Annotated in this window: 13 protein-coding genes; 6 read left to right on the forward strand and 7 right to left on the reverse strand. The window is 62.8% G+C overall.

Annotation, left to right across the window (positions count from 1 at the left end; all coding sequences use genetic code 11):
- Nucleotides 1-845: 845 nt before the first annotated feature.
- Nucleotides 846-1,241 (forward strand): hypothetical protein, encoded by a 396-nt coding sequence (locus tag VF515_22360; GenBank protein HEX7410372.1) that lies wholly within the window; start codon nucleotides 846-848, stop codon nucleotides 1,239-1,241.
- Nucleotides 1,242-1,360: 119 nt separating this feature from the next.
- Complete coding sequence (locus VF515_22365) at nucleotides 1,361-2,323, forward strand: hypothetical protein (protein HEX7410373.1); 963 nt, start codon at nucleotides 1,361-1,363, stop codon at nucleotides 2,321-2,323.
- Nucleotides 2,324-2,469: 146 nt separating this feature from the next.
- On the opposite strand, the gene VF515_22370 is transcribed toward VF515_22365, so the two are convergent.
- The 4 genes from VF515_22370 to fixJ form a co-directional block, all read right to left on the reverse strand.
- Nucleotides 2,470-2,910 carry a PIN domain-containing protein gene (locus tag VF515_22370; protein ID HEX7410374.1) on the reverse strand — a complete coding sequence of 147 codons (441 nt, stop codon included), beginning with the start codon at nucleotides 2,908-2,910 and terminating at the stop codon, nucleotides 2,470-2,472.
- 13 nt (nucleotides 2,911-2,923) lie between these two features.
- Entirely contained in the window at nucleotides 2,924-3,229 is a 306-nt protein-coding gene (locus VF515_22375; protein HEX7410375.1) for an AbrB/MazE/SpoVT family DNA-binding domain-containing protein, read from the reverse strand.
- Nucleotides 3,230-3,544: 315 nt separating this feature from the next.
- Nucleotides 3,545-4,417: a hypothetical protein gene (locus VF515_22380; GenBank protein ID HEX7410376.1), complete on the reverse strand. Its 873-nt coding sequence runs from the start codon at nucleotides 4,415-4,417 to the stop codon at nucleotides 3,545-3,547.
- 49 nt (nucleotides 4,418-4,466) lie between these two features.
- Nucleotides 4,467-5,090: a response regulator FixJ gene (fixJ, locus tag VF515_22385; GenBank protein HEX7410377.1), complete on the reverse strand. Its 624-nt coding sequence runs from the start codon at nucleotides 5,088-5,090 to the stop codon at nucleotides 4,467-4,469.
- 257 nt (nucleotides 5,091-5,347) lie between these two features.
- On the opposite strand from fixJ, the gene VF515_22390 reads away from it, so the two are divergent.
- The 3 genes from VF515_22390 to clpA all read left to right on the forward strand — a co-directional run bounded on the left by VF515_22390 (nucleotide 5,348) and on the right by clpA (nucleotide 9,243).
- Complete coding sequence (locus tag VF515_22390) at nucleotides 5,348-6,490, forward strand: LLM class flavin-dependent oxidoreductase (protein ID HEX7410378.1); 1,143 nt, start codon at nucleotides 5,348-5,350, stop codon at nucleotides 6,488-6,490.
- Nucleotides 6,491-6,601: 111 nt separating this feature from the next.
- Nucleotides 6,602-6,928, forward strand: coding sequence for an ATP-dependent Clp protease adapter ClpS (clpS, locus tag VF515_22395; protein HEX7410379.1), 327 nt, complete (start codon nucleotides 6,602-6,604; stop codon nucleotides 6,926-6,928).
- 2 nt (nucleotides 6,929-6,930) lie between these two features.
- The gene (clpA, locus tag VF515_22400) at nucleotides 6,931-9,243 is read left to right on the forward strand and encodes an ATP-dependent Clp protease ATP-binding subunit ClpA (GenBank protein ID HEX7410380.1); all 2,313 of its coding nucleotides are present in this window, start codon (nucleotides 6,931-6,933) and stop codon (nucleotides 9,241-9,243) included.
- Nucleotides 9,244-9,359: 116 nt separating this feature from the next.
- On the opposite strand, the gene VF515_22405 is transcribed toward clpA, so the two are convergent.
- The 3 genes from VF515_22405 to VF515_22415 all read right to left on the reverse strand — a co-directional run bounded on the left by VF515_22405 (nucleotide 9,360) and on the right by VF515_22415 (nucleotide 12,550).
- Nucleotides 9,360-10,298, reverse strand: coding sequence for an FKBP-type peptidyl-prolyl cis-trans isomerase (locus VF515_22405; GenBank protein HEX7410381.1), 939 nt, complete (start codon nucleotides 10,296-10,298; stop codon nucleotides 9,360-9,362).
- A gap of 151 nt (nucleotides 10,299-10,449) precedes the next feature.
- Complete coding sequence (locus VF515_22410) at nucleotides 10,450-11,640, reverse strand: RNA polymerase sigma factor RpoD/SigA (GenBank protein ID HEX7410382.1); 1,191 nt, start codon at nucleotides 11,638-11,640, stop codon at nucleotides 10,450-10,452.
- Between the two features lie 136 nt (nucleotides 11,641-11,776).
- Nucleotides 11,777-12,550 (reverse strand): BON domain-containing protein, encoded by a 774-nt coding sequence (locus tag VF515_22415; protein ID HEX7410383.1) that lies wholly within the window; start codon nucleotides 12,548-12,550, stop codon nucleotides 11,777-11,779.
- A 205-nt stretch (nucleotides 12,551-12,755) separates the two neighbouring features.
- Here VF515_22415 and VF515_22420 point away from each other — a divergent pair, with 205 nt between their 5' ends.
- On the forward strand, nucleotides 12,756-13,631 hold the full coding sequence (locus tag VF515_22420; GenBank protein HEX7410384.1) for a formyltetrahydrofolate deformylase: 876 nt from the start codon (nucleotides 12,756-12,758) through the stop codon (nucleotides 13,629-13,631).
- Nucleotides 13,632-13,952: the final 321 nt, after the last annotated feature.

A 13,952-nucleotide genomic window follows, 5' to 3' on the forward strand; every position in this document is an offset into this window, starting at 1 on the left:
GCAGCAACGCCAGCCCTGTACCGGCCAATGCGAGCGCCAACATGACCAAGCCGCCTTCGTCCATCGCCGGGGCAGCCGTCAACGCCACCGTTCCCCCGGCGTGCGCCGCGAGTGGGAGAGTCAAAAGCAAAGCCGTTGTGATACCTACCTTCATGAGGCCTCCGATGTATCCATCCGAAGCATTACACAGGCGTCTTTGCGGAAGACTACTTCCGGCGTAGGAATGCGATCCCAGTAGCGGCCAAGCCCAGACCGAGCATGATCAAACCGGCTTCGTCCATTGCCGGAGCGGCTGCCGGAGCGGGGGCCCCCACGGTTACTCCAGCCCAAGTGATGCTTGCAGGCAGAAGAACGATAAGTGCGGCAGTAATCAGCCTCTTCATTTCACACCTCCACCGAAGGATAAGCCCTTTATAAGTTTTGAGATTGCGCGTCAACTGTCACGGTAAATCCTGAGTCCTGCCCCAGGCGCTTTCACTCGCGGGGGGTGAGTTCGAGCGGCGCGGCGGGCCGGATGGGTGGAGACGCGCTCGATGACGTCGCGCAGATACACGAACGGATTGATCTGCAGATGCTTGCACGTCTGCACGAGTGAACAGCGGATGGCTGTGCGATGCGTAGCGGCTTCACTGCCAGCGAACAGCCAATTCCGACCCAGGACGATGGGCCGCAGTGCGTTAACTTAAGGGCAGCAGGGCGCCGAACGGGTTGGCAGTCCGGCGCCCCAAAGGGGCAATGATTCGAAAGCCCAGGGCGACGCCCTGAGCAATGTACTTTGAGGAACTCTTCTTGACCTCCTCGACGACGTCGGCAACAGTCCAGGTGCGCCCGAGCGACAACAGCGTATGGACATGATCCGCGGTGTCGCCCGTTTCAAGCATCCTCAGGGCCTCGTCTTCAACGGTTCCAGCAAGCTGTTTGTCGCAGACACAGAAAATGAAACTATCCGCCAGATCGATCTGGGGGCCGGAACAACTTCAACTCTGGCTGGAGCTGCTGGAATGCCGGGAACTGCTAATGGTGGTGGATCCAACGCGCGCTTCTGGGAACCTATGGGGCTCACCTGGGATGGCGCGAATCTCTATGTGGCTGACTCCGTCAACGATACGCTTCGAGAGATTGACGTGGCTTCAACGAGTGTTACCACCGTTGCTGGAACAGCGGGTGCGGCGGGTAGTTCTGACGGAGTTGATGGGGCTTCGAGCTTCAGATCCCCTGTGGCGGTCACTCCGACCCGTTGAATAGTACCGTTTACGTTGCCGATAGAGATAACTCAACTATCCGCGCTTTTGCGCCGGGTGCGATCGTTACGACCCTGGCCGGCACGGCTTCTACGGATGGGAGCCAAGACGATCTTGGAATGTCAGCTCGGTTTAACGGTCCAACAGGGCTTGTTTACGATCCCGGAGCCGGTGTCACCTACGTAGCCGACATGGTGAATGCAACTATTCGCAGTATTGACCCAACAGGAAATGTATCAACGGTCGCCGGGACTCCGGGCGTCACCGGAAGTAACGATGGCACCGGCACCGTCGCCACCTTCAACGGCCCGCTCGGCCTCGCGCTCGACAACTCGAACGACCTGTTCGTCGCCGACAGCCTCAACGACACGATCCGCGTGATGTCACCCATTACCACCTCGGTCGCGACGTTCGCCGGTAGTGCGGGAAGTGTAGGTTCCACCGACGGCTACCGGACCAGCGCGCGCTTCAACCAGCCTTCAGGGCTGGCGTTCGACGGCGTGGCGGGGATCTACGTCACGGACACGAACAACGACACCATCCGCAAGATCGACCTCAACACCTGGACCGTCTCGACGGTCGCCGGCTCGGCGGGAAACGTCGGCTCCACGGACGGCAGCGGTAGCAACGCCCTCTTCAACCACCCCGTCGGCATCGCCTACGACGGCACGGCCTTCTTCTACATCACCGACACCGGCAATGGCACAATCCGCAAGATGGACGCGGCCGGCAACGTGACGACCGTAGCTGGCACGGCGGGGGTTGTCGGTGCCAAGAACGCCGTCGGGAGTGCTGCGAGCTTCAACCAGCCCTTGGGATTGGCCTACGACGGCAGCGGCCACCTCTTCGTCGCCGACGCGGGTAATTCGCTCGTCCGTAAGATCGTGATCGCGAGCAAGAAAGTCTCGACCGTGCTCGGCGTGGCCGGCCAGGCGGGCGTCATCGCCCACACGCCCGGCGCGCCGAAGTCAGTGGGTGCGGGCAAGGCCGGTCTCAACGATCCGGTGGGCCTCGCCTTCAGCCCAATCGTCGGCCTCTTCATCGCGGACGAAGCGGAGAACGTCATCCTCGTGGAGCACTGACGGGCGCGGAGGACTGCGCGAGAAAGGCGGCAGCCAGAGACGGCTGCCGCCACCACTCTTTTTGCCCAGCGCAGGGAAATGTGTGGGCTGGAAGCCGGTGCTACGGCGACAGACAAATCGGGAGGAAACCTTTGGAGAGGAAGGCGCTAGCGGAGGACGTGAATGCGCGCGATGAGGTGGTGGGGTGTACAGATCTGGAGGCCTGTGCGCGCCGCGACTGCGCCGTTGAAGTGGCGCGTATTGGTGGTGACCAGCCAAGTCGGTCGGGCCTTCAAGGCGGCAACGAGAATAGGGACGTCCGCAGCGTGCCGGATCAAGTGGCGGTGGCGTTCAACTTCCGCGTCACTCGTGGCGCCGATCCATTCGGGGTTCAGCAACCGCAGCAGTTTGTCGTACGTCGCGATGGCTTCGTCGGCGAGAACCGGCTCGACAGACAGGAGATCGGTCAGGTTCTCTTCAACCTCCCTCCGAACGTCGTTGGCGAGGACAATCCGGAACAACCCGCAGCGCCCGAGGATCAGCACACCGCGGGATGCGCTCCACGATGAGAGCAGTCCCTCGATGAGAACGCCCGAGTCGAGGAACAGCCGTGCCGGCGCGTCAGCGTGGGCCGTGCCGGCGTTGGAACCGGCGTCGGCGGATCTTGTCGAGGTTCCGCACCGCCTGGTCCGCGGTCACCCCATGCCGTGCCAGGGCCGTTTGCAGGCGCTCGGAGAGCCGCTCCAAGGCGTCGTCGGACGGTATCAGCACCAATCCGTCTGCAACCTCAACGGCGAGCATACGGCTGCCCTTGCCGAGCCCGTGCGCCCGCCGGTAGCGCGGCGGCACCGTGATGAGCCCGTGCTCTCCCACGCAAATCGGCGCGATGACCCGCTCTCGCGGCTCCGACGTCGAGGAATTTTTCATGTTGTGGTTCATAACTGCTCGGACACCAGCTGGCAAGCGCCGGAGTGCCGCCCTAATCCGGCGCTAAGGGCGGGGCGGAGCCCTGACTGGAGCCGGCGTGCCCTCACGCCGTCCTTTGTTTGCCGTGTGAGCAGCTGATGCGGGCTGGGGGCAGCCCGGCTCCAGTTTCACACCCAGCCGGTTCTCAGGATCCCTTGCGGGGCGGGGCAGTTGTGGAGTTAGCGCCGGATCAGGCTACTCGGGGAGATCGGTATGCAAGCGTGTCACTGTATTTTGCGAGACCCAACAATCACAGACTCTGAAATGTCCGCCACGTTACGGACCGTGTGTCGTGCTGGCAAGGACCAGCCATTTCCCCGGTAAGCCGGTGATGCGACGGTCCACTTCGATGCTGCCGGCGCGCGCCAGATCGGCGATGGCGGGCTGCAGGTGTGAGCGGTCTCCGAGCACGCTCAGCAGCTGCTGCTCGCTGGCGTAGATGACGGCCTGCAGATATCGCTGCGCCAAGGCCCGCGCGGCCTCCCGTGGCGGGCGGTGTCGCGCCGCGGCGACGCGTTCAGGGAAGCGGGCTTCGACCAGATCCCACACGTAGGTAAACGGATCGTAACGGGCCTCACGCATGGCGACGTAAAGCTTTTGTTGTACCTCCGCCATGGCGGCATCAAACTGGCTCCGCTGACTGGGGCGCGCCAGGTTTGTTGCGAGCTTCAGCGCAAAGGTGTCCTGCGGCCGTTTACGATGCAGGGCGTCGAGGATCGCCTTGGCGTTTGGCGACAACAGGCCATCGCGATACTGCCGCAAGTAGTCCCGCCGCGGTCCGAAGAGCCGGTAGACGTCGGGGAAAACATCCCACGCCACGAAGGTCGGTTTGCCGCGAATCAGCTTGGCGTAAAACACCTTGCCTTCCGCCGGAAGCTGGTCCTTGAGATTCCATGTCAGACCGACCTCAGGATCGTGGTGACTGTGGTGCGGGAACTGCGGCTCACGCCGTCCGCACACCGCCAGCCAGAGACACGGCAGATTGAGCCCTCGAGTGGCGAACAATGAAGCCAGACCGACCTCGTTGATGAAACGCAGCGCGTGCGCTGGGCCTCGCACACGCAACCGAGGCAGTCGGCGCAGTGTGTGGTCGCGGAGTTGTTCGAGCTGGTCGAGCGCCCCGGGCTTGTTGGCGGAATCTCGGTCCACCAGGAGTTTTTATCGCAGTGGCGCGGAATCGGAAAGTGGTGGGCACGGCCTATGTCTTGGAATTCTCGCCTCGTGCCATCATCCCGAGGCGGACGAGGTCGGCCAGAGAAGCGACCTGCATCTTCTTCATCACGTGGGCGCGGTGGACCTCGACGGTCTTTGGACTGAGGCCGAGCTCGGAGGCGATCACTTTGTTCGCCTTGCCGGCAATGACGAGATCCATCACCTGGCGTTCCCGCGGCGTGAGTTGTCCCAGGCGCGCGTCGACCTCAGCCTGCTCCGACCGGACGCGGCGGGACTGTGCGTCAACCTCAATGGCACGGCGGATGCGATCCAGAAGTAGCTGGTCGCTGAAGGGCTTTTCGATGAAATCCATTGCTCCCGCCTTGAGGGCGCGCACAGCAACGGGGACCTCGGCGTGACCCGTGATGATGATAATAGGGACCTGGATTTCGCGTGTCGCCAGCTCGTTCTGCAAATCAAGCCCGCTCATGCCCGGCATGCGGATATCGAGGACGAGGCACCCGGGCGTTGATGGGTCATAGCCTTCGAGGAATTCCTGGGCCGTCGAAAAGACCTTGACATTCAGGCCCACCGACTCGATGAGCCAGCGCAGCGACTGGCGAATTGCCGGGTCGTCGTCGACTACGAACACTGTGGCGTTCGAATGCATGTGACGACTGCCCTCGTGAGAAGGTGCAGGCTGAGGTGGGGCGTGATCGCCCGTTTCAACGGCTGACCGAACCAAAGCAACGGTGTCATAACGAACGGAATTTGATTCATTATATTCGATAGCCACGCAAGCGCAAGAATGACGCCGACTACCTTGCCTTTGAGCTGGTACCTGCCTACAAGTCCGTATCCTGGTCATCGTGTAGGTGCTGGCGTATAGGGCGGCGTAACGGTTTGCTGGCGCAAAGGGGAAACGTCATGGCGGGACGGCTGTCGGTTGGGCTGGAAACGAATTGCACCGCACCGATGAACCTCGAGCGCATGAGCTTGCGCATGTTCCAGCTCATGGGAGCCGATTCGTTCTTTTTGCCGGATCATTATCTGAGTTTTATCCCACGGTCGGTGTGGGGGCCGGGACTGACTCCCGCGGCCAAGCTGATTCCGTCACCCGACGCCTACTTCGATCCATTCGTCATGATGGGAATGATGGCGGCGCGTTACCGGCGGGTGCGCATCGGTACGGGAGTGACGGAGCCCTTTCGCCGCCACCCCGCAACGCTGGCGCAGGCCTTCGTCACGCTCGATCATCTGACCAGGGGGCGCGCCATCCTCGGGATCGGCAACGGCGAACGGGAGAATACCGAACCGTACGGTATTCCGTTCACGCAGCGTGTTCGTCGCCTGGAGGAGGCCCTCGCAATCATCCGGCGCCTGTGGGAGAGCCGCGGCGAACCAGTTGATTTCGACGGCTCGGTATGGCGGCTGCGCGGCGCGCTGTTCACCACGCCCTTGTACGCAGGCCAGGCGCCTCCCATCTGGATCGCGGCGCATGCGCCTCGCATGCTGGGCTTGACCGGTCGCTTCGGCGACGGGTGGTTGCCAACCAAGAAGATGAGCGCCGAGGAGTACCGCGCTGCCCTCGACCGCATTCGTGCCGGCGCGGCGGAAGCGGGGCGGAAGTTGACGAACTTCGAGCCTGGCCTGCAGATTCAGCTCGCCCTCGGCAGCAACCGCCGCGCCGTCGCCGAGCAGCTGTTGAAACTCCCTGCCGGCGGCGCCATGGCGATGCTGTTGCCCGGGGCCTTGTGGACGCGGCACGGATTGCGACACCCGCTGGGGCCGGACTTTGAAGGCTTTCCGGAGTTTGTCCCGCAGGTGGTGACCCCCGAGCAGATCGAGGCCGCGCGGCGGCAGGTGACGCCGGAACTGCTCGAAGCCGGCATGGTGGCGGGCAGTGTCGACGAGGTCGTGGAGGAGATCCGCCCCCTGGTGGCAGCCGGGCTGCGGCATCTGGTGATCTGGAACATCGGACCGCTGGCCAGCGGTGCGACGGCTGGGGGTATGCTGCGCCTGGCCCTGCTCATGCGGCGATTGAAGAAGTTGCCGACGGCCGCGGCGTAGGGCGAGCGGAGCACGACGGGTTCGTCTGCGCCGATCTGGGACTACGGTAGCGGCTTTGGCCAGTCGAAAGCGGCTGTTGTCCGGCGCCTCGGTGATGCTATCTTGGGTGACATGGGCGGACGACGACAGCAACAGGACGCCGATGCCGGGGTCGCGACGGCTACCCGTACCGAACGCAAGCTCAAAGAGCCCCGGATGTACAAGGTGCTTCTGCTGAACGACGACTACACTACCATGGAATTCGTCGTGTACATCTTGGCGAGCGTGTTCCAACGGCCGGAGGGGGAGGCACTGCAAATCATGCTGCACGTGCACAAGAACGGGGCGGGAGTGGCGGGCGTCTATCCGCACGAGATTGCCGAGACGCGTGTGGCGCAAGTGGAACGGCTGGCTCGCCAGCACGAGTTTCCTCTGCGCTGCCGGATGGAAGAGGCGTAGGGATGCGCATCAGCCGAGAACTCGAAATCATTTTTGCTCTCGCCGTCAACGAGGCCCGGCAGCGACGACATGAGTTCCTGTCCATCGAGCATCTGCTCTACGCGCTGCTGCACGACACCGATGTTGCCGACATCATCCACCACTGCGGCGGGGACGCGCAGGCCCTGAAACGCGATCTCGAGCGCTTCTTCGATGAGAAGGTGGAACGCCTCGCCGACGGCGTGGCGAGGGCGCCGCAACAGACGCTGGCGTTCCAGCGAGTGATTCAACGCGCCGCGGCCCACGTGCAGTCGGCCGGCAAGGACGAGATCCTCGGACGCAATGTCCTGGTCGCGATCTTCCGCGAGGCGGACTGTCTGGCGACGTATCTCCTGGAGCAGCAGGGCATCACTCGGCTGGACGTCGTCAGCTACATCTCGCACGGTGTATCGAAGATCGCGGAGGAGCCGACAGGAAACGGAGATGGCGAGGAGACGCAGTGGGAAGCCGACGCGGAACAGGGAGGGGAGGGCGCCCCGCGAAAAGATCCGCTGGCGCTCTTCACCACTGATCTGATCGCGCGCGCGGCCGCAGGCAAGATTGATCCGCTGATCGGTCGTGCCGACGAACTCGCACGCACCGCACGCGTTCTCTGCCGGCGCCGCAAGAACAATCCCATATTCGTGGGCGAAGCCGGTGTCGGCAAGACGGCGCTGGCGGAAGGGCTGGCACTGCAGATCCATCAGGGAAAGGTCCCGGCGGCGCTGAAGGATGCCAGGATCTATGCCCTCGATATGGGCGCGTTGCTGGCGGGGACCCGCTTTCGCGGCGACTTCGAGCAACGCCTGAAGGCGGTGATCGAGGCCCTGCGTAAACGGCCGGGCACGATTCTCTTCATCGACGAGATTCATACGGTGGTGGGTGCCGGGGCGACCAGCGGTGGCTCCATGGATGCCTCCAACATCCTCAAGCCCGTCCTGGCCTCGGGCGAACTGCGCTGCATCGGTGCGACGACGTACCACGATTACAAGAGCTACTTCGAGCGCGACCGGGCGCTGGCGCGTCGCTTTCAGAAAATCGAGATCCCCGAGCCCAGCGCCGAGGAGACGCACGAGATCCTGAAGGGACTGAAGGCGCACTACGAAAGGCACCACGGCGTGAGCTATACCCGTGGCGCGCTGCGGGCGGCAGCGGAACTGGCGGCGAAGTATATCAACGACCGCCACCTGCCGGACAAAGCCATCGATGTCATCGACGAAGCCGGTGCCATTGTCCAGATGCAACCCGTTGGCCAGCGCAGGAAGTTGGTCCGTATCAAGGACATCGAGCACGTCGTGGCGACGATCGCCAAGATCCCGCCCCGGAGTGTCTCGATCTCCGATCGCGAACGGCTGGAGACGCTCGAACGCGATTTGAAGCTCTCCGTGTTCGGGCAGGACGAAGCGATTCAAACGCTATCGTCGGCGATCAAGCTGTCGCGCGCCGGTCTCGGCCATCCCGAGAAACCCGTCGGGTCGTTTCTGTTTGCCGGGCCTACGGGCGTCGGTAAGACAGAGATGGCCAAGCAACTCGCCTCGGCGCTCGGCATCGAATTCCTGCGTTTCGACATGAGCGAGTACATGGAGGCCCACACCGTCTCGCGGCTGATCGGCGCGCCACCGGGCTACGTCGGCTTCGACCAGGGTGGCCTCCTCACCGACGCCATCCGCAAGACACCGCATGCGGTTCTGCTACTGGACGAAATCGAGAAGGCGCATCCGAACCTCTTCAATATCCTGCTGCAGGTGATGGATCACGCCACGCTCACCGACAACAACGGGCGCAAGGCGGATTTCCGCAATGTCATTCTCATCATGACCACCAACGCCGGGGCGCAGGAGATGGCAGCCCTGGCGATTGGGTTTGGAGGACGAAGCAACGCCGACAAGGGGTCCAAGGCCATCGAGCGCCTGTTCAACCCCGAATTCCGTAACCGTCTGGACGCCATCATCGCGTTCGCCCCGCTGTCGCGGCCGGTCATCGAGCGCGTGGCGGACAAGTTCATCCTCGAACTGGATGCGCAGCTCAACGACCGTCGCGTGTTCTTGCAGCTCACCGCGGCAGGACGGAGCTATCTGGCAGACAAAGGGTACGACCCGACGTACGGCGCACGGCCGATGGCTCGGCTGATCCAGAACGAGATCAAACGGGTACTGGCGGACGAGATCCTGTTCGGCTGCCTGCGGGATGGCGGCCGCGTCACCATCGATGCGCAGAACGGAGCGCTGACGTTTACCTACGCGGCGGCAACGGACAAGCCGCGGGCGGGCGCACCGGCAGCGACGGAATCCGTGTAGGGGGCTGCGCCCCGGCGTAGGTTCGGCGGACCGCTCTCCCCGATGGGTCGCTCCGGGATGCCAAGTCCGACAGACTGCTGGCGGCGTGGTCTGCTGCGCCCGTGAGGCTCGGGCTGCTACTTCTCGATTGCGAGCAACTCGACTTCAAAGACGAGCGCCGCGCCGGGCTTGATCGTCGGCGGCCTGCCGTGGTCGCCATAGGCGATGCTGGATGGGCACACCAGCTTGCTCTTGCCACCCACCTTCATCTTTTGCAGGCCTTCGGTCCAGCACGGAATGACTTGATTGAGCGGAAAGGTGACCGGCTCGCCCCGCTTGACGGAGCTGTCGAATACGGTCCCGTCGGTCAACGTGCCTTGGTAGTGGACCTTCACCTTATCGCTCGCCGTCGGTTGCGCTCCCTTGCCGGGCGTGATCTCGGAATACACCAGGCCGGAATCCGTCTTGGTCGCGCCCTTTTCGGCTGCGGCCTTGTCGAGGAAGGCCTGCGCGCCCTTTTTCTCCTGCTCGGCGGCAGCGGCAACGCGCGTCTGTACGAATTGCTGGATCTTGGGCTGGAACGATTCGGGGTCCACCTTCTTCTCGTGGTTCAGCGCGCCGTCGGCAAGTCCTGCCTGAACCAGCTTGAGCTCGGGTTCGGTCAGGTTGAACACACCAAGGGTCTGGCTGAAAACGAGACCAAGGGCATACAGCGTCTTCTGGTCAGCGGCAGCGCTGGTAGATGGGTCCTTCTTCTCCGCAGCGCCCTTCTTCTCTTGCTCTGGCGCAGGGTCATTGGCGCTGCGAGCGTGCATCAGTTGCTGGATCTGTGTTTGGTACGCGTCGGGGTCCACCTTCTTCTCGTGCTTCAAGACGCCGTCGGTGAGTCCTGTATCAACCTGATCGAACTCGGCTGGGGTCAGCTTGAACGGGGTCAGGCTCGGGCTGATCATCACGCCGAGGGCATAGAGCGTCTTCTGCTCGTCGGTCTTCAATTCCGGGCCGCCCGCGCAAACCGAGGATCCGGTCGCGAACACGAAGGCCGTGGTGATGAGCAGGAGAATCCCTTTTTTCATAATGTGACGTCCTTTCAAGGAGCAGGCTGATGTGCGGCTTGGCTGTACTAGCTGTATTTGCCGGGCCGAAGCAAGACTTCAGATCTGCGAGGGGTAGGTTGGAGGCCAGAGCGAGCCGGCGGGAAAAGCCCTGGCGCCGGCCTCCGGAGGCTCAGTCGACGTAGGCCCGTAAGCCTTGACTCTCACAGATCGGCAGCAGCTGGCGGAGGGCGCGCGCTTCCAGCTGCCGGATGCGTTCCCGGCTCACCCCGTAGCGGCGTCCGACCTCTTCCAACGTCAGCGATTGGCTGTCTGCGGTGCCAAAACGCAGGCGCAAGATGTCGGCTTCGCGCGGGGGGAGACGCGAGAGCGCCACCTCGAGCTGTTCACTCAGGTCGACCGCTGCCGCCCCCTGCTCGGGATCGTCGCTCTCACTGGCGAGCAACTCCTCCAGGGTGCGGTCATCGTCCGCGCCGAGTGGTGACTCAAGGGACAGGCACTGGAAACTCTGGGTCATGGTGTCGAGCCGGTCGGCATCCACGCCGCTCGCCTCTGCCAACTCTTGGCGGTTCACCGCGCCATCGTGTTTTGTTTGCAGGCGCTGGGTTTCGCGGCCCACCTTGCGGCGGAGCTGGTTCCAATGCACCGGGGTGCGGATCAGGCCGCCGTGCATGTCACCGGCGCGGCCGATCTGCTGCCAGATCCACCACACCGCGTAGGTCCCGAACTTGACTTCCTTGACCGGGTCGTACTTCTCGACCGCACGGATGAGACCGAGCGTTCCTTCTTGCACCATGTCGAGAAACGACACACCGGTACGCCGGTAGCGTTTCGCAAACGAGATGACCAGACGCAAATTGGCTTCAATCATGCGGTCCCGGAGCTTCCGGTAGACCACCAATTCCGCGTCGATGGCTTGGACGAACTCACGCAAGCGCATGCGCGACACGAGCTGCGGTTCGACACGGCGGCGTGAGCGCAGGAGCTGGCGGGCGAACTCCAGAATCGTGACGGTTTCGCGCTCGCGAAAATCGTCGTTCGGCCGGATTACGCTCCGCCCGTGCTTCGGCAAAGCGGCGGCGGTGAGGCGGGGAAAACGCCGGAGGAGCCGGCGAAGCTTGTTGCGGGATCGGACGATCGCCCGCGCGATCTCTTGCTCTTCTTCCGCTGTCAACAGGCTGGTGGTGCCGACGTCCTGAAAGAAATGCGACTGGAGATCATAATCGCCGACTTCCTCACGAACTTCGGCCTCCACGACCTTGAGATCTTCGGCCCCTTCATCCGGGTCCAAATCCTCATCGACCACGCTGGCGCTGTCTTCGTCTTCCACGTTTAGCGCCAAGGCGCCAAAACCGTTGTCCATCAATTGCCTCTTTTGCCTCTTTAGTGTGAAGAAAATTACCGGGGGGATTGTGGTTTCAGGTTTTAGACGGCCGCGGCCCCGGCAAATTCAAGTGTCTCACTTCTGTTTTCTGGTCCTCGACCAGCCCCGCCTTCCCTCATTCTTCCTCCGGCACCGGGCGGGTAGGGGGTACGAAGTCCATCCCTTCCTCCTCCACCTGGGTGACGTCATCGGTGCCCGGTTGCTCTTCCCACGGCCGCGTTTCCGCCGGCTCTTCTGGCCGGCTACGGTCTTCCCGTTGCCACAGTATCTCTTTCGCCTGCAGGTGATCATCAACCTCTTTCAGGCCCATCACGTCCGTGATGGTCTGTGAGACGATCTGATGCTCACCTTCGCTGGGTACCGAACCACTCAGGTGGACGACGCCGTGGCGGCAGACGATACGCAGCTCTTCCATATCCACACGCGCGTCTTCACGCAAGTGCTCGCGTATAGCCTCTTCCAGCTCGCGGCCGCTCAGGAGATTGTAGTCGGGTGGCACCGTCGGCTCCAAACGCGCCGGGGCAGGGGCCTCCGCCTCAATTCCGCCCGGTTCAACCGGGACAGCACAGTTGAGGCAAGACGGTGCTGCCGGCAGGGCCTCCAGCCTCGCCACGGGGATGGCTCCCCCGCAGCTGGCACACTGCCCGTACGTCCGGGCCTCGATGCGGGCCAGCGCCCCGTCGATCTCATCCAGTTCGCTCATGCCACGATCATCCAGCCGCGCCAGCACACGGGCGGAACGCTCTTCCTGCGCAGTTTCTTCGAGTTCCGGTTCACGGTCCTCGGCGATCTGCCGCAAGCCCGTCTCGACCTTCTCGACCTCCGCAAAGAGCGCTCGGCGCTTCTGCAGGAGGATACGGCGGAATCGACTGAGTTCTCTTGCGTCCATCGCACCACTCCTTCGCATGACCGTCACCCCACCTCTAATAACCCAACGCCAGTGTAACCACGCTTTGTCCCTAATGCCAGCAAACCGCCGCGGGTCTCAAGGTGAATTTCAACGGCGGAACGGACGGGTGGACCCCGAAAGTCTTGGCAATTTGACGGTGCCGGGGTTTGCCATTAAGCTGGCGCCGGTTTCGCCGTGTGAAGCAATGAGCAAAAATCTAGCTGTCATATCGGTCATCGGGCACGATCAGAAAGGCGTGGTGGCACGGATTTCCACCTATCTGGCCGGGTGCAACATCAACATCGAGGACATCGAGCAGCGCGTGATGGAGGGCCTCTTCATCATGACGATGCTCGTGGACCTGAGGGACCTGGGCATCAACCTGGATGAGCTGATTCTGGGCCTCAAGCGCATCGGGGAAGAGATCCACATGGATGTGACCATTCGGCTCCATGGGCACAAAGAGCCGAAACGGGTCGCCCTCCTGGTCAGCAAGGAAGCGCATTGCCTGGAGCGCCTGATCGCCGATCGAGAGCGCGGCGCCTTGAATGGCGAGTTGGCCGTCGTCTTGTCGAATCACGACGTGCTCCAGCCGTTGGCGGCCACACATAACATCCCGTTTTTCTGGTTCCCGTCCACCGACAAGGCCAGCCATGAAGCCTTTCTGCTGCAGAAGCTGAAGGAGTATCAGACCGAGCTGGTGGTCCTGGCCCGGTACATGCAAATCATCAGTCCGGCCGTGATCGAGCAATACCGCGACCGTGTCATCAACATTCATCCCTCGCTGCTGCCGTATCACCCGGGCGCCAACGCCTACAAACAAGCCTACGAGGAAGGCGTGCGCGTCTCCGGTTGCACGGCGCATTTCGTCACCGAGCAGCTCGATCAGGGCCCCATCATCCTGCAGGACGTGTTTCACATCCGCGTTGGGGAGGACAGGCTGGATGAGGTCAAGGCGCGTGGCAAGGAGCTCGAGGCTGCGGTCCTGTCGCAGGCCGTGCAGCTCTTTCTCAACGACCAACTCGTCGTCAAGGACCGGAAGGTCATTTTTCGCCCCGGCCACCTCGCCGGCGCCGCCTAGGCAATAGTGCTCCTGCAGTCTCGAACTTGCCGGGCTGCGCGCCGTGAACTATTGTTCGCAACGATGAGGCGCTTCGCGTTTGCTTTGGTCGCTGTTTTGCTCGCCGTTGCTCCGCCGGCCCCTGCGGTGACGCTGAGTGGAGCCATGGTTTATGCGGCTCATGATTTTGGAGAGCCCAACGCCTGGGACCTGGTGACGGAGACCTTCAAGCACGGCCAGTTGTGGCGCACGGCACTCGGTGGGGATTGGTACGGTCTCGGCATTCTTCCCGGCTTACCGCCGGACAACTCGGATGAGCCGCTTGCCAACGGGCCGGACTTC

Source organism: Candidatus Binatia bacterium, assembly GCA_036382395.1.
Lineage (GTDB): Bacteria > Desulfobacterota > Binatia > HRBIN30 > HRBIN30 > JAGDMS01.

Bases quoted from the DNA above. Each gene is read 5' to 3' on its own strand.
- VF515_22360 (HEX7410372.1), top strand. From the start codon at position 846: ATGGACATGATCCGCGGTGTCGCCCGTTTCAAGCATCCTCAGGGCCTC.
- VF515_22365 (HEX7410373.1), top strand. From the start codon at position 1,361: ATGTCAGCTCGGTTTAACGGTCCAACAGGGCTTGTTTACGATCCCGGA.
- VF515_22375 (HEX7410375.1), bottom strand. From the start codon at position 3,229: ATGAAAAATTCCTCGACGTCGGAGCCGCGAGAGCGGGTCATCGCGCCG.
- fixJ (HEX7410377.1), bottom strand. From the start codon at position 5,090: ATGCATTCGAACGCCACAGTGTTCGTAGTCGACGACGACCCGGCAATT.
- VF515_22390 (HEX7410378.1), top strand. From the start codon at position 5,348: ATGGCGGGACGGCTGTCGGTTGGGCTGGAAACGAATTGCACCGCACCG.
- clpS (HEX7410379.1), top strand. From the start codon at position 6,602: ATGGGCGGACGACGACAGCAACAGGACGCCGATGCCGGGGTCGCGACG.
- clpA (HEX7410380.1), top strand. From the start codon at position 6,931: ATGCGCATCAGCCGAGAACTCGAAATCATTTTTGCTCTCGCCGTCAAC.
- VF515_22405 (HEX7410381.1), bottom strand. From the start codon at position 10,298: ATGAAAAAAGGGATTCTCCTGCTCATCACCACGGCCTTCGTGTTCGCG.
- VF515_22410 (HEX7410382.1), bottom strand. From the start codon at position 11,640: ATGGACAACGGTTTTGGCGCCTTGGCGCTAAACGTGGAAGACGAAGAC.
- VF515_22415 (HEX7410383.1), bottom strand. From the start codon at position 12,550: ATGGACGCAAGAGAACTCAGTCGATTCCGCCGTATCCTCCTGCAGAAG.
- VF515_22420 (HEX7410384.1), top strand. From the start codon at position 12,756: ATGAGCAAAAATCTAGCTGTCATATCGGTCATCGGGCACGATCAGAAA.